We start from the raw sequence: 19,637 nt of genomic DNA on the forward strand, positions 1-19,637 counted from the left end.
AAAAGTGGACGACTTTTACGCCGCCCGCAGCCGGACAATCCCGCCGCTACCGTGGTCTAGTTTTCCACCGCCGTTCTCACATCGTCAGGATTGTCGCCTCAATCAAGGATGGCACGGTGGCGCCGTCAGTAATCTTGCGAAAACTTGCCGCCTACAAACGCCAGAACAGGCTGGATTTTGCATTGGCTGAACTGGGCCGTATCGAGCGCACTTTGTTCACGCTCGATTGGCTTGAACAACCGGAACTGCGACGTGCCTGTCAGGCCGGTCTCAACAAAGGCGAGGCGAGGCACACGCTTGCCGCCGCCATCTATACCAACCGGCAGGGTCGGTTCACCGATCGCTCGCTGGAAAATCAGGAATTTCGCGCATCTGGGCTGAACCTGCTGATTGCGGCGATTTCCTACTGGAACACGGTCTATCTCGACCGGGCCGCCCAGCACCTCAACGCTGTCGGCACGACGTTCGATGCGGCACTGCTTGCGCACCTTTCTCCGATGGGCTGGGCGCACATCAGTCTGACCGGCGATTACCTCTGGGAGCAGGCCAGGCGACTTCCAGCAGGTGAATTCCACCCACTCAACGAGCCAATGGCGCCGTTGAAGCGTGTAGCGTAGCCCATGTTCCGCTTATGTCCGAGAAATCGTTGTCTGGCGAACAAACCTTGAGGTGACGCCATGATTTCCCGATCCTCGTCCATGTGCGAACCTTCGGCATTATGCGGTGATGGCGGGGCGGCCCTCGCCCCGCCTTGCAAAGATCAGCCGGCGTTGAGCTGGTCGACGATCCACGGCGCGGAAAAGATCAGGGCGATACCTATGATGACGGTGACAAGAGCGCCGGTATTGACGCGGCCCGTCAGCCAGCCAAATCCTGCGGCGATGATCGCGAGAATGGCGACGGTACGCAGCAGGCCGTTGCTGAGAAGGTTCAGTACGGATTGGCCGAAACTTTCAAGATTGGTTTGCGCCAGCGCGGGTTCGGCGGAGAGCAGCGAGGCCAGCGCCACCAGGCCGAACATCGACAGGATGCGCGCCAGTTTCCGACGGCGCGGCGATAATGCGTCGATGCGGGCGGTGACGCGGGATCGAAGGGTGAGCGTCGGCACGCCGAGCGACACAAGGTTCATCGGTTGTCTCCTTCTCCGGCGAGCCTGGCTCGCTCAAATTCCGCCTTTGCGAACACGTCCCACGATGGCGGCGGGGGGGATGGAGCCGCGCGAGGCGTCCCCATGTCGGACGTATTTTCTTCGACCAGGGCGGCCAGCACCGTCGCCGCGTTTGCGGTGTCAGCCGTGCTGGCAATTGCGGCCGATGGGACCGTCGCAGGCTGGGCGGTGGTGGCGAAACCGGCATTGCCGACCACCCGCCCCACATAGCCATTGGCAAAGCCACGTGACTGCGATCCGGTATTGTACATGGAGAGCGCGATGCGCAGCGCGCGTTGCGGGTGCAGCCCGTTTCTGACCTGACGATAATTTCCGGCGAGAACCGCCCCGGCAGCAGCGATGTTCGTGCAGGGTTCGAAAACCGTATCCCACGTCAGGCCGAGGGCCTTCATGTTCCGAGAGTTGATCTGTCCCAAGCCAAGATCGACGGAATAGCCTTTGGCGACATAGGCGCGCGCGATACTAGTCGCCTGCGCCAGTGTAGTTGGCTGGGCGACCTTGTGGCCCAATCCGTTGACGTTGATCGCCAGCTCGTAGCCCTGGCTTTCCGTTTTCACGATTGCCGCGATTGTCTCTGGAGCCACATCTGGCGCGCATTGCGCGGCGAGGCCCATGACGACTGCGGCGGGAAGCGTCACCGCTTGCAGCTTTCTATGTCAGGGGCATAGGGCAAGAGCGCGATCGTCATTCCACGATCGCCAGCAATGTCAAAGTCGGCGGTCAGGGCCGAAACCGATGCGATCAACGCAGCATTATGCGCGACGCACACCGGGAATGAACATAAGCGATTTGCCATGTTTTCACTCCAGTTGTGAAAACAGGCTATGTTAAGAAAACCGTGATGGCCACCCCGAAAGCGACATTGGTTGCTGCTACTGCGAACAGCTTACCCCGCTAAAACGTCGCCTCGTCCCTCATGCCCGGATATGGGTGCAAACTTATTACGCCCTCGTACCCGTATCCTAGAATGATATGTCGGATTGCTGAAGAAGCGCGCTTATACAAGCGGATGCGCTTCTTATCATAAAGCCCCACATGGAAAAGGGCAGTTCCACGCCAGCTCACACGGATATTGATGTGCCACTTGCCGGAGTCGTGCTGGCACACGTGAACATCTGTGATCGTCCCGCCTGGAGGGCGATGCGTCGTAAGTTCACGTTCCAGTAGTAGCTCTAATTCCATTCCAACCCTACAAGCGATTTATATGGTTTTCGCTGGTGTCATGTATCGCGCTGCGATAGCATGACAAGGCGCTTCAACGGAGGTGTCTTAAATGGCCCGACGGCATATCGCTACGATTGAGGAACAGGCCGACCGAATTGTTCGCCAGCTTGGCGGCCGATGGACGGGCGATTTTGCCATGTGCCGATGCCCTGCCCATTCCGATAGCAAGGCAAGCCTTTCCGTTCGCGTAGGCGACCGCGCCGTGCTGTTCCACTGTTTCGCCGGCTGCAATGCCGAAGCCATCATGGCGGCGCTTCGGTCCGGCAAGATCCTTGCGCCCCCCGATCATGATCCGGGGCAGCGTCAGGAGAGCAAGACTGATCTCAACAAGATCGCCCTTGCAGTCTGGCGTCATGCTGACCCCTATGTCGGCACCCTCGCCGATCGCTACCTGCGCACCCGTGCGATCGTGCCCGAGGGGATCAACGCTCGCTTCGATCCGCGTTGCCAGTGCGGTGCAGGCGCCGCCAAGGCGTTTGCCCCGGCGCTGATCGTGCCGATCGAGGAAGACGCCGGCGTCGTTGCGATCCACCGCACCTTCCTGACGCCCGATGGCCGCTGGAAGGCCGACATGCCCGAACCCAAGCGTATGCTGGGCAATCCCGGCACCGGCGCGGTGCGCTGGGGCGGTATTCCAACCGATGGCGTGCTGCGTCTCGCAGAAGGCGTCGAGGATGCCGCAAGCGTGATGAACCTGCTCGAACCCGGTCACTTCGTCTGGCCGGTGCTGGGCATCGAGCGCTATCAGGGCATTGCGATCCCGGAGAGCATCCACACCGTCATCCTCTACAGCCAGCACGGCGTCGAAGCGGCGCGCGCCGTAGAACGGGCCACCCCTCACCTGACCAATAATGGCCGTAGGCTACTCACCAAGCTGCCGCCCCATAGCGGCGACTGGAACGATCTCCTGCGCGAGATCCGGGCAGCATGAAGCTGTTTCCCGGCGTCCCGCCCTATCAGCGCTGGATGATGGGGGCGACCTTCGTTGTCGTTGCGGTCTATTCCATCGCCCAGAACAAAGCATCGCTGGTCGAAGCATCGCAGACCCAGCTATCCTCTCCTTCCCCCCGGATTATCGATGGCGATACCGTCGATTTCTCAAACGGTCGCGTGCGGATTGTCGGGATCGATGCTCCTGATGACGATCGGCCGCAGCTCAAGGCGCTGGCGAGTGAGGCGCTGCGTGAGCTGGCGGCCCGCGACGGCGGGCTGACGTGCTCCGCGTCGCTGTTCGACTATGCCCTGCGACGCGAAGAGCAGTGCCGCACCACAGCCAAGAGCTATGGGCGATTGAATCTGTCCTGCCGCTTCCCCAGCAACAAGGCGAGCGTGGGCGCCACCATGGTCGCTCAAGGCTATGCCGTCGATTACCGCGTCTATTCGGGCGGCGCCTATGTCGACCTGATGCGCAAGGCAGCAGCGCAGCGTGCAGGTTTGTGGGGCGTCGATTACGAAGGGATGCGGCAGCTTGCCGTGCAGCGTGCGCAAGTGTCGCAAGGGTGCGACGTGGGGACAATCAAGAAGGAGCCGGGGGCAGTCGCCGGCGCAGGCTCGACGCGGTAATGCTCGAACCCGGCTCTCCCGTTGTCGCCATGGTTGGTCGCTGGGGGGGAGCCAGCTCGCTGGTGATTGGCGCGGTCCTGCTCGGGCGCGTCATCCGCGACATGCCGTACCTGCTTCCCAACCGCCTGCCCGGCTTGGTCCTCTATGAGGTGGGGCCGGGCCTGCTCCTGGCCGTCGCGATATGGTTTGCAGTCAGCATCACGCGCGGGTGCTTTCGCGCACGAACGAGGCTGATCCTCTTTGTGGTGATGTCCGCCCTTGTCGGCTCGATCGCCATCGGCAATGCCTTTGCCCCCTCGCTGGATGAGCGTTGGCTATGACCGGGGGCGTCAGCAGGCCGGAACCCGAACGCGCGGTTCACTATCTGGCCTTTGCCAACGATTATGCCGATGCAGCAGGTCGCATCCTCTTAATCAACCGGGCAGACGCTGCGCGGATGGGCTATTTTGCGCTGGTTGCGCATAGTCTGGAACTTGCGCTCAAGGCGATACTGATCGCCGATGGCTGGGACGAAGAGCGGCTTATGCAGATGGGCCATAGCCTGCATCGATGTTGCAGGGCCATCAATCGCGGGTCGCTCGATCTTGCAGTGGGCATTTCGGCTAGCGACCATACGACGATCGACGCGCTCGATTGTCCGCACGCCATGCAAAGTTTCCGTTATCCTGGCTTGCCCCCGCAAGACCTTCCAGCCCCGGCGGCGGCGCATGACTGCCTCCGGCGTGTACTGGCGGTGGCCGCCCAGCGCATATACTGACGCCGGATAGGATCGGTGCGCCCTGCGGGGCGAGGCAACCGGCCTGCTACGCGGCCGTCGCCTTCGCCCCGGATCGGCGCTCGGGTCATCCGAACAGTTCGCTGTGCGAACCGATACGGGCCAGAACGAGTGCATCATCCGTCTTGCGGTAGATCAGCGTGCTGCATGTGCTCCACGTGCTGCCGGGAGAGTGCAGAGAGGGATACTGTTATTGACGCCCCGGCGTTAGGAGAGCATTTAGGTTTGTAGCTACAATGTGGCTCAGGTGAATTTGATGGGGTGAGTGAAGTGGCAGCGGCCGACGTAGTACGTGCTCGGATTGATTCCGACCTGAAGAAGGAAGCCAGCGCAATTCTTGCGGGGATGGGCCTGTCTGTGTCCGACGCCATCCGGCTGATGCTGGTGCGCGTAGCCTCCGACAAGAACCTGCCCTTCGATATTCGCGTTCCCAATGCCACCACCCAGGCGGCGATGCGCGATGCGTCCGAAGGCAAGGTGGAGCGGTTCGCTACCGTCGCGGATCTGATGGGCGCGCTCAATGGGGACGATGACGAGGACTAGGCACGTTACGCTGGACCAGCGCGGCGTACCGCGGCAGGTTCAAATGATTTGACGTGAAAACGACATGGCCGTCCCGCTGTTGCCTCCGGCATCAGGGGGCGGCCTTCGTGTTTCAGGGGGCGGGGCACCGTCTCTTCTCTCACCATGATCGCTGGGAGCGTATGAGCATCCCACAGGGCGCGACCCTGCCGGGCACGGCTCTATCGCCGCGAGCGCCGACCGAGCCACCGTGCCGGCGTCTCAGCCCATTCGGGTGACGATCCTCGCGCGAGGGGTGTGCCACGTGGCGCACCCCTGTTGCCGCGCCGTGGCGCGGTGTTTCCTTCACAGGGCGCTTCCGGCCCTCCCCCGGAGCCCGCACGCTTAGGGGAACGCCAAGGGCTACTGCCCTTTCGTCCCCGAACGACAATCATGCCCCCCGTGTAATCCGCCGAGCGCGGCACCCGATGCCCTGAAGGCATCGGCCGCGCTAGGGCGGCTCGCCCGCGCCAGGGGCCAAGATTCTCGCCCTCCCTCCCCATCCCGTTCCTCGCCGGAAAGGCAGAGCCGCATGCCGCAGAGCAAGCGGCTTTCAGCCTCAAGTGGAAAGGACGAAATCATGGGACGCATCACCGACAACCGGGCCGACGTCTATCAGGAGGTCACCGACCAGATGATTGCCATGATCGAGGCTGGCACCCGGCCTTGGTCCAAATCATGGAACGGCAGCACCGCCCCCAACATCCCGCTGCGCTCGACCGGAGTTCCGTATCGCGGGATCAACGTCCTGACCTTGTGGGTGGCCTCCATGACCAAGGGCTATGCCTCCCCCCATTGGCTAACCTTCAAGCAGGCGCTCGCGCTGGGCGGCTGTGTCCGCAAGGGCGAGAAGGGATCAACCGTGGTCTATGCCAACAAGATCGTGGTGGGCGACGGCAAAGGTGGCGAAGCGAGCAGCGAACAGGGCGAGGACGGCAGGCGGCAGGTTGCGTTCCTGAAACGCTATACGGTTTTCAATTCGGAGCAGATCGACGGCATCGAAACGAAATATCCCATGCCCGAACCGATCATCACCGCCACCAATCCCCACGACCGGGACGCCGAGCTTGATACGCTCTTTGGCCGGGTGCCAATCACGCTCCGTCATCACGGTTCGCAGCCCTATTATCAGCCGAGCGGCGATCATGTCGTCATGCCAGCATTCGCCGACTTCCACACCAGCGACGATTATTATTCGACCCTTGCGCACGAACTTTGTCACGCCAGCGGCCATGTGGATCGGCTTGCCCGTCCCACCCTCATTTCCACAAAGCGCGAAGACTATGCGCGCGAAGAACTGGTGGCCGAGCTGGGGGCCGCGTTCGTCAGCGGTGCGATCGGCATCAAACTCCACGACCGCGAGGATCATGCGGCCTATCTGGCAAGCTGGCTGTCTGCCCTTCGAAACGACAAGCGGTGCATCTTCACCGCCGCGCGCCAAGCGCAGGATGCGGCTGACTGGCTGCTGTCACGCATGGGCGCGGAAACCAGCGCATCGCTTGAGGAGGTGGCCTAACGGCTGAAACAGTCCCGGCTGCGGGGCTGGAATTGCGCTTGGTTGCTGAAGAGATTTCGAGCAGGATTTGCATCATGAACCCACCCCAACGCCGTCCAGCTATTCGTGCCGTCAGCTTTGACGAAGCCGGTGAGGCTATCGCCCGCCTGATCGGTATTGCTGGCTCCGATACCGGACAAGCCTCGCGCGCTGCCGAATTTCTCCTCGCTTGGTAGAATGGCCCCGATAACGGCCATTTCCCACTGCTGCACTTGTGCAACTGCGATGAGACCATCGCCGAAGACATGCTGATCGTGATGGCCTATCTCGCCCAAGAGCCGACGGTCTATCACGACGCTTGGGGCTTTAGGGATGCTATCGTGAGATTGGTCGAACGATGGCGCTTGACCTAGCCTGCACCTAGCGGACGGCTCGGCCGCAAAATCGGCGCCGCCCTCCCGCAAGCGGGCGGGCGGCGCTATATGGTATTTTACACGTTTACTGGGGCCTGAAGCCATTTCAACTTGTTCTTGAAATGTTAACTTTCGCAGCGTATATCGATCACAACATGGCCGTCCCCGCTGTTGCCTCTGGCATCAAGGGGCGGCCTTCTTCATATCAGGGCCATGTTGCCGCCCTACACCAAACCTCATCTCAGTTTCGCGGACCAGCTTACGCTTCTCGTTCAACGCGGCCTGGTCGTCACTGATGCGCCAAAAGCGACCGAACATCTCCAGCGTATCGGTTATGGCCGCCTCACCTTGTATTGGCAGCCATTTCAGCAGCGCGTGCCCGATCCGAACAATCCAAAGAAGACCCTGCGCGTCGAGCAGTTTGAAGCCGGCGCGGAGTTTCGCCATGCCGTCGATCTCTATCTGTTCGACAAGCAATTGCGCCTGCTCTTCCTCGACGCGCTGGAAAGGATCGAGGTCGCGCTACGTGTGGATCTCGCGCACGCACTGGGCAAGCGCAACGCATGGGCACATCGTGATCCGGCCCATCTCGACGCGCAGCGCGCCAATCAACCCTTGCAGGGCAGCACGCGGCATACGAGCTGGCTGACGAAGGCCGATCAGTCCATTACCCGCTCCAAGGAGGATTGGGTGCTGGAATTTCTGGCGACCTACAGCTCGCCCATGCCCATCTGGATGGCAGTGGAAGCCTGGGATTTCGGCACACTTTCTTGGCTCCTCGAAATGGCCCACCCCAACGATCGTGCCGCCATCGCCAAGCGCTACGGCCTTCTTCCTGATACGCTGGTGAGCTGGGTCAGATCGCTCGCCTTCGTCCGCAACATCTGCGCGCACCATGCCCGGCTCTGGAACGCTGGCATTGTCAATCAGCCCAAGGTGCCCAAACAATGGGAAGCGGCGCAGGTCGTCCATATCGGCGACAACTTCGTGCAGCGAAGCCGCGTCTATGGCGCCGCTGCTGTTGCCAGCCACCTTATCAAACGGATCAATCCCGGTACCACTTGGAGCAGCCGGCTGAAGGATCACTGGCTCGCCTTCCCCGCAATGCCTTACGCCAATGTGGCACAGGCCGGTTTCCTGCCGGGATGGGATCAGGAAGCCACATGGGCCTGAAATCACGGGCGATCCATCGCAGGCGATGTTCCACCGTCGCCTTTTTGGCGTGCAGCCTGGCCTATTCGGCGTAAAGCCGGTGACCCACATGCATCAGGCAGCGCTCGGCCAGTCGTAGATTGGAAAGCAGAGCCGGTTGCGGAGAAGCTGTCCCAGAACGCGCGCGATCCCCAACGGCGCAGCCAATTGGCTGCGGATCGCGCAGCGGGTCTGCATTGAGGGCGCTATCCTAAAACGACCGGCCCAAGCACGTTCATTCGTCGGTCAGCGGTTCGGTGCGCTAGGGCATGGAATCACAATCGGAGGCGTCTTTCTGTCCGGGCCAAACTCGCGAACGCAACGCTTCGCCGATGTTGTCGAGGACGACCATGTCGCTTGTTGGTTTGTAGTGCAGGCTGAAGTGATGACAACGCCAGCGAGTGCGAGCGCAAGGGTCAGATAGCGACGGACTCTCATTTCAATCTCCATCGAGAAAGTGCGAAGCTGCTCTTGGCGCTGCGCAATATGTGAGGCATGCCGCCTACAGCTATTGGAGGAGCAAGCGCAAAGTTACGGGCGATCCCGTTCACGGAAAATTCGAAAGCCATGAAGGTAGTTTAGTCTTGCTTCTCTAGTGGCTGTAGGATGCAAGGACAGCCTGCGAGTGAGTCGCAGGGGAAGTGGATGACCAGCAAATATCAATTACGGCCGAGAGTAGGGCCGATTCGGCTCTGGTCGGGCTTGGCGATGATTTTGGTTCTGATATTCCCCGCGTCCGATGCAATGGCGCAGACGGCTGCCCAATCATCACAACCAGCGCCCGAGCCGATTTTCACTTTGGAGCGGGCTCTTTCGCTCGGAGGCGCCGTCTCTCCCTCGCGTGAGGCCGGAGCCGCTGGCGTGCAGGCCGCAACCGCTGGGCGTGCGGTCGCTGCGCTACGTCCCAACCCCGAGATTGTCGTTGAGACTGAGAATGTCACTGGAAGCGGCGACTATCGCGGCTTCCGCAGCGCAGAGACGACAGCAGGCGTAGCGCTTCCGATCGAACTTGGCGGCAAACGCTCGGCGCGTATGGCAGTTGCGGATGCACAGATCGACAGCGCCCGGATCAGCGCGACGGTCGCCATTGCCGACCTGACGCTGACGATTACCCAAGCTTATATTGAGGCTGCGGCATCAGAACGCCGTTTGATTGTTGCGCGTGAGCAGGCGGTTTTGGCCGCTGAGGGCGCGCGGGCAGCGCGGGTACGCGTGACTGCTGGCGCGGCGTCGCCGATTGAGCAACAGCGCGCCGAGGTGCTTCGCATCAACGCGGAGACTGCGGTTGAGCGCGCAGCGCGCACGGCCGAGGTCGCGCGCGGCAATCTGGCGCGGCTGATTGGCCAGCCTGTGACCGGCCTACTCGACACGACCTGGTTCGAGCGGATAGGCGGCTACGGCCCTACCCAGCCCGTAACGGCCGAGGGCACACTGGCGCTGGCGGCGGCGGCCGCCGACGCGCGAACTGCGAAAGCCCAGGTTCAACTCGCGCGCTCGCAGCGCGTTCCAGATGTGACGGTGAGCGCGAGCGCGCGCCGGCTGGAGGCGACCAACGATGTGGCAGCGGTGTTCGGTGTGTCGGTTCCGATTCCCCTTTTCAACAACGGCCGCGCCGCTGTTGCGCAGGCGACTGCGCAGGCGACCCAGGCTGAGGCCCTGCGTCGGCTCGCCTTGATCGAGGCCGAGCGTGGAATCGCGAGCGCCCAAGCCGAGCTTGCCAATGCGGCGACGACCGCGCGTACAGCTGGCGGACCTGCCTTGACCGCAGCTGCCGAGGCCGCGCGCATCGCTCGCATTGGTTACGCTGCAGGCAAATTCAGCCAGCTCGATTTGCTGGAGGCTGAGCGGACGCTTCGCGAGACCCGCGCCGCAGCTATCGACGCACTTGCCGCCTATCGCGACGCGGAGGCGCGACTTGCACGATTGACTGCCCCCTCTACACTTTCGGCCGACCAGACGCTCTCGAATGCGCGCTCGGCCCTCCCCGGAGATATTCGATGATCCCTCAAGACAAACGTCTGTTGGGCGGGGTGGCGGCCGCGGTGCTCGTCGCCGCGGCTGGCGGCTTCACCGTCGCGCGATGGACGACCGACACTCCGGTCGCGCCCGCGACTGAAGGAGGAAAGACCGAGGCGGCTGAACCGGAGGCGGCACCGAGCGATACGCTGGTGATGAGCGCCGAGATGATGAAAAGCGCGGGCGTCGCCACCGAAACCGTCAACCCGGGTGGTTTGGCGGCCGAGATCGTGGCCCAAGCGACGGTCGCGCCGTCCCCTACTGGCGAGGCGATTGTGACCGCCCGTGCGGGCGGCGCAGTAACGCGGGTGTTTAAACGCTTGGGTGACCCTGTTCGACGTGGTGAGACGCTGGCGATCGTCGAGAGCCGCGATGCCGCGCAGATCGCCGCCGATCGCACCGCGGCGGCCGCAAAGGCAACGCTCGCGCAACGTAATTTGGCGCGGGAACGCTACCTGTACAGCCAGAAGGTGTCCCCGCGCGTGGACCTTGAGACAGCGCAGGCAGAAGCGGCGTCAGCGGCGGCCGAGGCGCGGCGCGCGAGCGTAGCGGTAGGGGCCGCCAATGTGACGAGCGACGGACGTGGCGTTGTCGTCGCGTCCCCGATTGGGGGGCGGGTCACTTCCGAGAATGTCAGTTTGGGCGCGTTCGTGCAGCCCGAGACCGAGCTGTTCCGCGTCGCCGACCCGAGCCAGATTCAAATTGAGGCGGCGATCGGCCCTGCGGACGCGCAGCGTCTCGCGCCCGGTGACAGGGCGACCGTCGACCTGCCGGACGGCACCACGACCAGTGCCCGTGTTCGCGCGGTAACGCCCACCTTGAGTGGTGAAACGCGCGCAGCGACCGCGGTACTCGATGTGATTGGCGGCCGGCTCCAGCCGGGGCTGGCACTGCGCGTGAGACTGTTCCCGAGCCGCGGCGGTGTGTCCGCCGCGATCGTGGTGCCCGAGGAGGCGGTTCAGTCGCTCAATGGCCGCGACATGGTGTTCGTCCGCACTCCCAAGGGGTTCAAGGCCACGCCAGTCACCACGGGCCAGCGCAGCGCCGGACGGATCGAAATCGTGTCGGGCCTCGGCGCCGGCCAAACCATCGCCACCAAGAACGCTTTCCTGCTCAAAGCCGAACTCGGCAAGGGCGCGGGCGAGGAAGAATAATAGATGATCGCCAATCTCATTGCGCTGGCTGTCCGCGCGCGTTGGGCGGTTCTGTTCATTTTCCTCGCAATTGCCGGCATCGGCATCTGGCAGCTTACAAAGCTGCCGATCGATGCCGTGCCCGACATCACCAACAACCAGGTGCAAATCAACACGGTCGATCGGCGTCTCTCGCCGGTGGAGATGGAAAAGCTTGTCACTTACCCGATCGAGACAGCGCTTGCCGGCATCCCTGGCCTAGAAACGACCCGCTCCATCTCGCGCAACGGGTTCAGTCAGGTCTCCGCGATCTTTTCGGAAAAGACCGACCTTTACTTTGCGCGCCAGCAGGTCGGCGAGCGGTTGATCCAGGCGCGCGACACGCTGCCTGACGGGATCCAGCCGCAGATCGGCCCGGTCACAACCGGGCTTGGCGAGATCGTGTTCTACACGATCCGATACCGCAATCCCGGCGGGAAGGGCGCAAAAATCGAGAGCGGCCAGCCGGGATGGCAGTCGGATGGCAGCTATCTGACGCCCGAGGGCGACAGGCTTGTCAACGAGGTCGAGCAGGCCGGTTATCTTCGCACCGTGCAGGATTGGATCGTTCGGCCGCAGATACGTTCCGTTGCTGGCGTGGCAGGCGTCGATTCGATCGGCGGCTACGCTAAGACGTTTGTGGTGGAGCCTGATCCAACGAAACTGGCGGCGTACGGCATCTCCTACAGCGAACTTGGCGAGGCGTTGGAGAACGCCAATCTCGCAGTCGGAGCCAACTACTACAATCGCGGCGGCGAAGGCTATCTGGTCCGGCTCGACGCCCGGGTGCGTTCGGTCGACGAAATCAAGAACGCTGTAGCGGCCACGCGCGGCGGCGTGCCGATCACGGTGGGGCAGATCGCCAATGTCGAGAGCGGCGGCGATCTTCGTACAGGTGCGGGCAGCGTGAACGGCAAGGAGGCGGTGATCGGCACCGTGCTCATGCTGATCGGCCAGAACAGCCGAATCGTCGCGCAGGACGTGTCGGCCAAGCTCGACCAGATAGAAAAGACATTACCGCCGGGTGTGGAAGTCGGGATCGTGCTCAATCGCGCCGCGCTTGTCAGCGCCACGGTGGCGACGGTCGAACGCAACCTGACCGAGGGTGCCATTCTTGTCGCTGCGGCTCTCTTCCTCCTGCTGGGCAACTGGCGCGCGGCGCTGATCGCGGTGCTTGTCATCCCGTTTTCGTTCCTGATGATGGCGATGGGGATGAACGCCTTTCGAGTGCCCGGGAACCTGATGAGTCTAGGGGCGCTCGACTTCGGCCTCATTGTCGACGGAGCGGTCATCATCATCGAGAACTGTCTGGCGCGGCTCGCGCATCGGCAGGAGCATGAGGGGCGGCTTCTATCCCTGCGGGAGCGGCTTGAAGAGACGATGCGGGCGTCGCAGGAAATGATCAAACCGACCGTGTTCGGACAGGCGATCATTCTGCTCGCCTTCGCACCGCTGCTGATGTTCACCGGCGTCGAGGGAAAGACCTTCTCGCCGATGGCAATCACGATCATGCTCGCCTTGGTCGCGGCCTTCATCCTCGCGCTGACGTTCGTGCCCGCCATGGTCGCGCTGCTGATCCGGGGCCGAGTCGCCGAGAAGGAGGTGTGGCTGATTGCCAAGGCCAAGACGCGCTACCTGCCCCTGCTCGACAAGGCGGTTGCGCGACCGTGGCCGTTCATTGCGGGAGGGTTCGCCTTCTTTCTGGCCGCCGTGCCCGCGTTCGGGCTGCTCGGCTCCGAATTCATCCCGCAACTCGACGAGCAGAATCTCGCACTCGCGTCTACGCGCGTGCCCTCCGTCAGCTTGGAGCAGTCGCTTGCGATGCAGCGCGAGGTGGAGCGTGCCGTCACCAGCCTGCCCGAAGTCGCGTTGATGTTCTCGAAAACTGGCACGGCCGAGGTTGCGACCGACCCGATGCCGCAGAACATGTCGGACGGCTATGTCATTCTCAAACCAAAGGACCAGTGGCCTGCGGGCGTTCATACCAAAGCCGAAATCATCGAGCGCGTCGAAAAAGCTTCTCGGGGTCAGCTCGGCCAGCTCTACGAAATGAGCCAGCCGATCCAGCTCCGCTTTAACGAGCTGATCGCGGGCGTGCGCGGTGACGTGGCGATCAAGCTTTACGGCGACGACCTCGACAAGATGGCGCAAACGGCTGACGAGATGGTCCGTGTCCTCCAGTCGATTCCGGGGGCCGGCAGCGTCAAGGCCGATCAGGTTGGCGGCGCGCCTACGCTCGATGTCAAGCTCGATCGCGCTGCCATCGCCCGCTACGGCCTGACGGTTAGAGAGGTCGCGGATACGGTTTCCGCGGCTCTCGGCGGTCGCGAGTCCGGCTTGCTTTACGAGGGCGATCGGCGTTTCGATATTTCGGTGCGCGTGCCTGAGCAGACGCGGATCAACCTCGACGAAATTCAGGCCCTGCCCGTGCTGCTCCCGAGTGAAGCCGGCCAAGCCCGCCAGCAGGTGCCGCTCGCTCAGGTGGCGCAAATCCGCGCCGTCGAAGGGCTGAACGAGATCAGGCGCGAGAACGGCAAGCGCCGCCTTGCCATCCAGATCAACCTCTTGGGCAGAGATGCCGGATCGTTCGTCGCCGAAGCACAGGCAAAAATTGCCCAAGTGCAGCTTCCCGCCGGCTATTATCTCGAATGGGGTGGGCAGTTCCAAAGCCTCCAGGACGCGAGCCGCAGACTCGCGATCGTGGTGCCCTTGTGCTTCCTCGCCATCTTCGGGCTGCTCTACATGGCGCTGGGCGGCTTCGCGCGTGCCGGAGCAGTATTCTTGGCGGTCCCCTTGGGGCTAGCGGGCGGCGTGTTCACCCTCGCCATGACTGGCATCGCCTTCTCCGTATCGGCCGCGGTTGGGTTCATCTGCCTCGCTGGCGTCGCCGTGTTGAACGGGCTGGTCGTGATGACCGCGATACGGGAGCGTATCGAGAACGGTGCGCCAATTGCCGAAGCGATCCGCAACGGCATGGCCGACAAGATGCGCGCGGTCGTCATGACCGGGTTCGTGCCCGCGATCGGCTTCGTGCCGATGGCGCTCGCGCACGGCACCGGCGCGGAGGTGCAAAAGCCCTTGGCGACGACCGTGATCGGGGGGCTGGTCGCGGCCACCATCCTAACCCTGCTCGTCCTACCCGCCATCGCTCGCGTGGTGCTCGGCTGGGGCGAGCGCCGGGTTAGGCCGGAGGGCACCGAACCCGGCGCTCCTGCAGGACTGGGCGATGAGCCTGAGTCTTCCGTTTTAGCAGAACGTGCGTGAGGAGAGAGGCGACCATGAGCGAGCAAACCAAGCTGCTCCGCGTTTACACCGATGAGGCTGCCTATTTCGGGGACCGCAAGGTGTTTGAGGTTGTCGCCTCCCGTGCGCGTGATGCGATGTTGGCGGGAGCGACGGTGCTGGAGGCACTGATCGGTTTTGGTCGATCGGCTCACGTCCACAGGCGTCATGTCCTCGAAAGCGACCGCGCCGTGGTCGTCGAGATCATCGACCAGGAGGAACGGCTACGCGCTTTCGCCCCGACGCTGGGTGACGTTCCGGGTATCGCCCTGATTACGTTGGAAGCAGTCGAAATCGTCGGTGGGGAGGCCGCATCGGCGCTATTCTTCGAGCCAGACCAACACTCCGGCGACGGCGCGTCGCAACCGCCGAGCAAGGAGGCGTAGCAATGGATACAGCGTCCGACATGCGACCTTCCGGTGAGCCCCGCCCCTCTATGCGGCGCTTTGTGACGCTAGTCGCCATTACGGCCGCGGCGATGATCCCGGCGATCGTGCTCAGGATCGAGGGCTGGCGACCCAATCCCATCCTCGACGCCTTCCTGTTCGGCGCGGCGATCCTGGCGGGCGGCTTCTTCCTGTCATGGGGAGCAGAGGCGGCCGAGAAGCGCATATCGGCCGGCCTGATCGTCGCGATCGTCGCGCTGATCACCGTGCTTCCCGAATATGCCGTGGATTTCTATTACGCCTACTCGGCAGGAGCGAACCCGGGCTCCAACTACGTCCACTACGCCGCGGCGAACATGACCGGCGCGAACCGGCTGCTCGTCGGTCTTGCCTGGCCGTTGCTGGTGCTGCTCCACTGGCGCAGGACACGCGAACGCGCGATCCCCCTGCTGCCCGCCAACCGAACCGAGGTTCTCTTCCTCCTGTTGCCTAGCGTCTATGCCTTCACCATTCTTCTGAAGGACGCCATCACGGTCGTTGACACCATCATCCTGGTCGCTCTGTTCGGCGTATATATGTGGCGGGCCAGCGAAAAGGGTGAAAGCGCCGAGGACGACGATGATGACGAGCCAGGCCCCGCGGCCGCCCTCGCCGAGTTGCCGGCAGCGCGGCAATGGCTCGCAATGGGCGCCCTAACCGTGGTCGCCGCTGCGGTGATCCTCATTTCCGCAGAACCCTTTGCCGAAGCGATGGTCGAGTCGGGGCGACTGGTCGGGTTCGATGAGTTTCTTCTGATTCAGTGGCTGGCCCCCCTCGCCAGTGAAGCGCCAGCCGTCGTAATCGCTGTCCTGTTCGTTCTCTCTGGCCGCGCCGAGACCGGTTTGGCGACCATGATTTCCGACAAGATCAACCAATGGACGTTGCTCGTCGGCATGTTGCCGCTCGCGCTGAGCTTGGGCGCAGGCCAGCTCTCGCCCTTGCCCCTCGATGCGCGCCAGCACGAGGAATTCTTCCTGACAGCTGCGCAGTCCCTTTTCGGCATCGCGTTGCTGCTTCGGCTTCGGCTAGGCCTCAGTGGCGCTGCCGCGCTTGCCGGGCTGTTCGCGGTTCAAGTCACGTTGGCGGTCTTGTGGCAAGGCGACGAGGCACGAACGATCGCCAGCCTTACTTGGCTTGCTTGGGCCTATATCGGGCTTGCTTTCACTATTTTCGCGCTGAACGTCAGAACTCTGCCTGCGCTGGCGAAGCCATTGTGGAGTTGATCAATCGATGCGGAGCAGCAGACATGCGCTGCTTCGGACGCTCCGACGCATCCATAGCCGACCGCTGATTCACCAGTTGCAGGGGTGGCTCTGGAGCGCACAACGCGCCCAGTGCGGCGATGCGGCTCTCCCCGTCCTGCCCCATCCCCGGGGCGGGGAGTCGAACACAAGGAAAGGCGGCCAGATAACTGGAAAACGGACAGGCGATGTTGATCCGGTTCGCTCTACCTCACGCGACTTCGTACCGGCATTTGGTCGCGCGGAGCTGACGGACTTCTATAATCGGGGCATGGCCCTGATGACGCAGGGGTGTCGCTGGCACGCTACCCTGCTGCGCTTGGTGGCCCCGCGCCCAAGTGAAACAAATCCTCAACGTAGAATGCGGCACGGGCAGCTTTGTGGTGATAGTGAAGCTGCAATGTCCGCCTCGATGGCGATGGCTTCGCAGACCGGGCCGACGCGAACAACCAGCATCAGCGCCATTATTGCGTAAAGCGACGCACCGACCTCTAACGAGCCGCCACTTGTCCCGAGGCTGAGCGTGCTTCGCTGCGGCGGTTCCAGGCAAACCCCAACGCGACAGCGACCGCCATTAGGAGCTGCGCAAGGAGCGACTGCCACGTAGGGAACACGCCGAGCATCGATAGCCGAGGCACATCGGAGAGCGGCGCGATATCGACGAGGCCTGCCTCTTGGAGCGCGGCGACGCCCTTGCCCGCCAGCACGACCGTCAGCACTGCCATAAGCCAGGCGCTGTAACGGAAGAACTGCGCAATCGGCAGTTTGCGGCTGTAGCGGAGCATGGCCCAAGCGATCATGCCGAGCACACCGATCGCGAACCCGGCCCCTGCAAGTAGCATCGCGTTATCACTCTGCGCCGAGAGCGCGGCGTAGAACAGGATCGTCTCGAAAACTTCCCGATAGACAACCACAAACGCGAGTCCGAACAGGAACCATCCTGACCCGCCCCCAAGCGCTCGCGACATCTTCTCGCGGATATAGCGTTGCCATTGATCGGCTTGTGCCTTGCCGTGCATCCATATCCCGACCGACAACAGTACGACTGCAGCGAAGATGGAGCCAAATCCTTCTGTCAGCTCGCGGCTCGCGCCGCTGATCCCGATCACATAGGTTGCAACCGCCCAAGTCAACGCGCCGGCGACGATCGCGCTGATCCAACCGCCATGCACATATCGGAGTTCCTCCCCACGCTCGGCTTTGCGGAGGAATGCAATCATGGCGACGACGATGAGCAGCGCTTCGAGTCCTTCGCGCAGCAGGATAGTGAACGCGCCTAAGAAGGTGGAGGTTTGCGTAGCGGCGTCGGGTGCGAGCACGGCCTCCGCCGCATCGAAAAGGTTGCCTAGGGCGGACACTCGTTCGGTGAGGGCGTCGGGCGAGTCGCCGCGATCGACCGCAGCGCGGTATTCGCCCATCGCGCCTTCAATCCGTCCCATCAGCGTCGCGTCGCGCGCGGTAAGCGTCGGCTCGACCGGCTCGAACCCGTCAAGATACGCCGAAAGCGCCAACTCTCTCGCACCGCGCGCGTCACCACGTCGGGCCGCTTCGAGGCTGGCGGCAAGCTTGGCGCGCGCGGCCGCGAGCGAAGCAGGCGCTTGTGGCATGACTGCCTCCGGGTGACGGCGGAGATAGGCCATGACCGCGTTCGCCTTAGCGTCGCCGATCGAGCCGGCCAGCGCGGCCGGAGTAAGTGCGACCAAGGCTTTCAAGTCCGGGATGCGCTGGCGCAGCGACGTGTCCGACTTCCACAGCCGCTCGCCTTCCCGCACCTGAGCGTCGGTGAACGCGAACTGTCCGGCGTGGAATGCGACCGCCCACCGCTGATCGTTGGGCATATCGGCGAAGCTTTGCATCGCTGTCCCGTCGAGTCCTTGCGTCACCACCTGATAGAGCGCGAATACGCTGCGCTGGCGCGCGCGCGCCGCATCGGTGAAAGCGATCGGAGGGGTAGACAGCTTGGCCGCGTCGGGGCCGTGCCCGTCACCCTTCATGCCGTGGCAGGCCGCGCAATTTTGCTTGAACAGGGCGGATCCAGAGGCGATGTCTGGCGCCTTGTCCGGCGCGAGCGGCACCGGATAGGCGCGCAGCAGATCGGCCGCGAGTCCGCGCGCGATCATCGCGACCTGTTCGGGCGAGCCCTTGTGCACGATCAACGCCTGAAGTTTGGCGCTTCCCTGTACGAGCGCTTGCTGCTCTGGTTTCGCTGGTAGGCTGCGCAGTCGCGCCGCGACGGCTGCGGCGAACTCGTTCATCTCGGCGTATTCCGATACGTTCTTAACCCGGCCGGCCTGAACCGCGCCGCCATAATCGACCGCCATATAATCGAGCAGCCGCCATGCGGTTTGAACGTCGCTGGATTCCGCTATCGCTGCAGCCGGGACCAGCGCCAGGAGGACGGTCGCGAGCCGGAGCAGAAGCGTACGCATTACAGCTCGCCCAGCTCGCGCCGCGCGCCGGTGACGATTTCGTAGGCGGAGTGAAGAAACAGGAGAGCGATAAGACCAGCGACCGCGAGGTCCGGCCAAGCTTGGTCCGTCCACGCCACCAGCCCGGCCGCCGCAATAACCGCGACATTGGCAAGTGCGTCGTTGCGGCTAAACAGCCAGATCGCACGGACGTTGGCGTCGCCTTCGCGAAAGCGGGCGAGCAATATTGCGGAGAGGACGTTGATCGCGAGAGCGACAACACCAATCACGCCCATCAGCTCAGCATCTGGCGCGGTCGCGTTGAGCGCGCGCCAGACCGCGAAGCCGATTACGCCGAACCCCAACGTGCCAAGAAACAATCCTTGCGTCAGCGCCACCCGCGCCCGTGCTCGAGCGGACCACGCAAGCGCAAGCAGGCCGATCAGGGTGATCGAGCCGTCTCCAAGAAAGTCGAGCGAGTCCGCCTTCAGCGCTTGGCTGTCGGCGATGAAACCACCTAACAGCTCCGCGATGCCGAAGCCGAGGTTGAGCACCACGACGATGATCAGCGCGCGACGATATGCTGGATCATGCTGTGCCCGAACCGGCTCTCCATGACACCCGCAGCTTTCGATTTGTGTATTCATTGGACTTCACTACATCCTCCAGTCGCTATAGAAGCAAGCGAAATTTGCGATAAGGT

17 protein-coding genes and 1 pseudogene are annotated in these 19,637 nt (G+C 63.0%); 14 read left to right on the forward strand and 4 right to left on the reverse strand.

The features are described 5' to 3' along the window. The coding region (locus tag CV103_RS04885; protein ID WP_245896650.1) for a transposase at window positions 1-617 on the forward strand (617 nt) is incomplete at its 5' end. Between the two features lie 143 nt (window positions 618-760). On the opposite strand, the gene CV103_RS04890 is transcribed toward CV103_RS04885, so the two are convergent. Together CV103_RS04890 and CV103_RS04895 are read right to left on the reverse strand one after the other, a co-directional pair. Next, window positions 761-1,129: a TrbC/VirB2 family protein gene (locus CV103_RS04890; RefSeq protein WP_107394152.1), complete on the reverse strand. Its 369-nt coding sequence runs from the start codon at window positions 1,127-1,129 to the stop codon at window positions 761-763. Beyond that, a complete protein-coding gene (locus CV103_RS04895) occupies window positions 1,126-1,806 on the reverse strand; it encodes a lytic transglycosylase domain-containing protein (protein ID WP_107394153.1) in 681 nt (226 codons plus the stop codon). Before CV103_RS04895 ends, CV103_RS04890 begins: the two co-directional genes overlap by 4 nt. 788 nt (window positions 1,807-2,594) lie before the next feature. On the opposite strand from CV103_RS04895, the gene CV103_RS04900 reads away from it, so the two are divergent. From CV103_RS04900 to CV103_RS04970, 13 genes and pseudogenes are all read left to right on the forward strand, one after another. After that, window positions 2,595-3,323, forward strand: a complete 729-nt coding sequence (locus CV103_RS04900; RefSeq protein WP_245896651.1) for a DUF7146 domain-containing protein — start codon at window positions 2,595-2,597, stop codon at window positions 3,321-3,323. Next, window positions 3,320-3,955, forward strand: coding sequence for a thermonuclease family protein (locus CV103_RS04905; RefSeq protein WP_245896652.1), 636 nt, complete (start codon window positions 3,320-3,322; stop codon window positions 3,953-3,955). Before CV103_RS04900 ends, CV103_RS04905 begins: the two co-directional genes overlap by 4 nt. Next, window positions 3,955-4,275: a hypothetical protein gene (locus CV103_RS04910; protein ID WP_145986288.1), complete on the forward strand. Its 321-nt coding sequence runs from the start codon at window positions 3,955-3,957 to the stop codon at window positions 4,273-4,275. The genes CV103_RS04905 and CV103_RS04910 overlap by 1 nt, the downstream gene beginning before the upstream one ends. Next, a complete protein-coding gene (locus tag CV103_RS04915; protein ID WP_107394155.1) occupies window positions 4,272-4,712 on the forward strand; it encodes a hypothetical protein in 441 nt (146 codons plus the stop codon). The genes CV103_RS04910 and CV103_RS04915 overlap by 4 nt, the downstream gene beginning before the upstream one ends. Before the next feature lie 288 nt (window positions 4,713-5,000). Beyond that, window positions 5,001-5,273, forward strand: a complete 273-nt coding sequence (locus CV103_RS04925) for a type II toxin-antitoxin system RelB/DinJ family antitoxin (RefSeq protein ID WP_107394156.1) — start codon at window positions 5,001-5,003, stop codon at window positions 5,271-5,273. 598 nt (window positions 5,274-5,871) lie between these two features. Continuing rightward, a complete protein-coding gene (locus CV103_RS04930; protein ID WP_107394157.1) occupies window positions 5,872-6,807 on the forward strand; it encodes an ArdC family protein in 936 nt (311 codons plus the stop codon). 74 nt (window positions 6,808-6,881) lie between these two features. Then, window positions 6,882-7,199 (forward strand): annotated as a pseudogene (locus CV103_RS23185) (DUF7673 family protein). Window positions 7,200-7,412: 213 nt separating this feature from the next. Next, the gene (locus CV103_RS04940; RefSeq protein WP_107394158.1) at window positions 7,413-8,372 is read left to right on the forward strand and encodes an Abi family protein; all 960 of its coding nucleotides are present in this window, start codon (window positions 7,413-7,415) and stop codon (window positions 8,370-8,372) included. A 663-nt stretch (window positions 8,373-9,035) separates the two neighbouring features. After that, window positions 9,036-10,391, forward strand: a complete 1,356-nt coding sequence (locus CV103_RS04950; protein WP_370425139.1) for a TolC family protein — start codon at window positions 9,036-9,038, stop codon at window positions 10,389-10,391. Then, complete coding sequence (locus tag CV103_RS04955) at window positions 10,388-11,560, forward strand: efflux RND transporter periplasmic adaptor subunit (RefSeq protein ID WP_107394160.1); 1,173 nt, start codon at window positions 10,388-10,390, stop codon at window positions 11,558-11,560. Before CV103_RS04950 ends, CV103_RS04955 begins: the two co-directional genes overlap by 4 nt. Before the next feature lie 3 nt (window positions 11,561-11,563). Next, entirely contained in the window at window positions 11,564-14,842 is a 3,279-nt protein-coding gene (locus tag CV103_RS04960; protein ID WP_245896653.1) for an efflux RND transporter permease subunit, read from the forward strand. A 14-nt stretch (window positions 14,843-14,856) separates the two neighbouring features. Beyond that, window positions 14,857-15,246 carry a DUF190 domain-containing protein gene (locus CV103_RS04965; protein ID WP_107394182.1) on the forward strand — a complete coding sequence of 130 codons (390 nt, stop codon included), beginning with the start codon at window positions 14,857-14,859 and terminating at the stop codon, window positions 15,244-15,246. A 2-nt stretch (window positions 15,247-15,248) separates the two neighbouring features. Continuing rightward, the gene (locus CV103_RS04970; RefSeq protein ID WP_232016611.1) at window positions 15,249-16,508 is read left to right on the forward strand and encodes a sodium:proton exchanger; all 1,260 of its coding nucleotides are present in this window, start codon (window positions 15,249-15,251) and stop codon (window positions 16,506-16,508) included. A 509-nt stretch (window positions 16,509-17,017) separates the two neighbouring features. Here CV103_RS04970 and CV103_RS04975 read toward each other — a convergent pair. Together CV103_RS04975 and CV103_RS04980 are read right to left on the reverse strand one after the other, a co-directional pair. Further along, window positions 17,018-18,955 (reverse strand): FTR1 family protein, encoded by a 1,938-nt coding sequence (locus CV103_RS04975; RefSeq protein ID WP_107394162.1) that lies wholly within the window; start codon window positions 18,953-18,955, stop codon window positions 17,018-17,020. After that, window positions 18,955-19,581 (reverse strand): cation efflux transmembrane domain-containing protein, encoded by a 627-nt coding sequence (locus CV103_RS04980; RefSeq protein ID WP_107394163.1) that lies wholly within the window; start codon window positions 19,579-19,581, stop codon window positions 18,955-18,957. The genes CV103_RS04975 and CV103_RS04980 overlap by 1 nt, the downstream gene beginning before the upstream one ends. Window positions 19,582-19,637 lie beyond the last annotated feature (56 nt).

This window comes from Edaphosphingomonas fennica (assembly GCF_003034225.1).
Lineage (GTDB): Bacteria > Pseudomonadota > Alphaproteobacteria > Sphingomonadales > Sphingomonadaceae > Sphingomonas_E > Sphingomonas_E fennica.

What these genes read in the sequence shown, in the direction of transcription:
- CV103_RS04955 (WP_107394160.1), top strand. Translation starts at nt 10,388, where the DNA reads ATGATCCCTCAAGACAAACGTCTGTTGGGCGGGGTGGCGGCCGCGGTG.
- CV103_RS04965 (WP_107394182.1), top strand. Translation starts at nt 14,857, where the DNA reads ATGAGCGAGCAAACCAAGCTGCTCCGCGTTTACACCGATGAGGCTGCC.
- CV103_RS04960 (WP_245896653.1), top strand. Translation starts at nt 11,564, where the DNA reads ATGATCGCCAATCTCATTGCGCTGGCTGTCCGCGCGCGTTGGGCGGTT.
- CV103_RS04970 (WP_232016611.1), top strand. Translation starts at nt 15,249, where the DNA reads ATGGATACAGCGTCCGACATGCGACCTTCCGGTGAGCCCCGCCCCTCT.
- CV103_RS04950 (WP_370425139.1), top strand. Translation starts at nt 9,036, where the DNA reads ATGACCAGCAAATATCAATTACGGCCGAGAGTAGGGCCGATTCGGCTC.
- CV103_RS04975 (WP_107394162.1), bottom strand. Translation starts at nt 18,955, where the DNA reads ATGCGTACGCTTCTGCTCCGGCTCGCGACCGTCCTCCTGGCGCTGGTC.
- CV103_RS04915 (WP_107394155.1), top strand. Translation starts at nt 4,272, where the DNA reads ATGACCGGGGGCGTCAGCAGGCCGGAACCCGAACGCGCGGTTCACTAT.
- CV103_RS04910 (WP_145986288.1), top strand. Translation starts at nt 3,955, where the DNA reads ATGCTCGAACCCGGCTCTCCCGTTGTCGCCATGGTTGGTCGCTGGGGG.
- CV103_RS04905 (WP_245896652.1), top strand. Translation starts at nt 3,320, where the DNA reads ATGAAGCTGTTTCCCGGCGTCCCGCCCTATCAGCGCTGGATGATGGGG.
- CV103_RS04940 (WP_107394158.1), top strand. Translation starts at nt 7,413, where the DNA reads ATGTTGCCGCCCTACACCAAACCTCATCTCAGTTTCGCGGACCAGCTT.
- CV103_RS04980 (WP_107394163.1), bottom strand. Translation starts at nt 19,581, where the DNA reads ATGAATACACAAATCGAAAGCTGCGGGTGTCATGGAGAGCCGGTTCGG.
- CV103_RS04930 (WP_107394157.1), top strand. Translation starts at nt 5,872, where the DNA reads ATGGGACGCATCACCGACAACCGGGCCGACGTCTATCAGGAGGTCACC.
- CV103_RS04890 (WP_107394152.1), bottom strand. Translation starts at nt 1,129, where the DNA reads ATGAACCTTGTGTCGCTCGGCGTGCCGACGCTCACCCTTCGATCCCGC.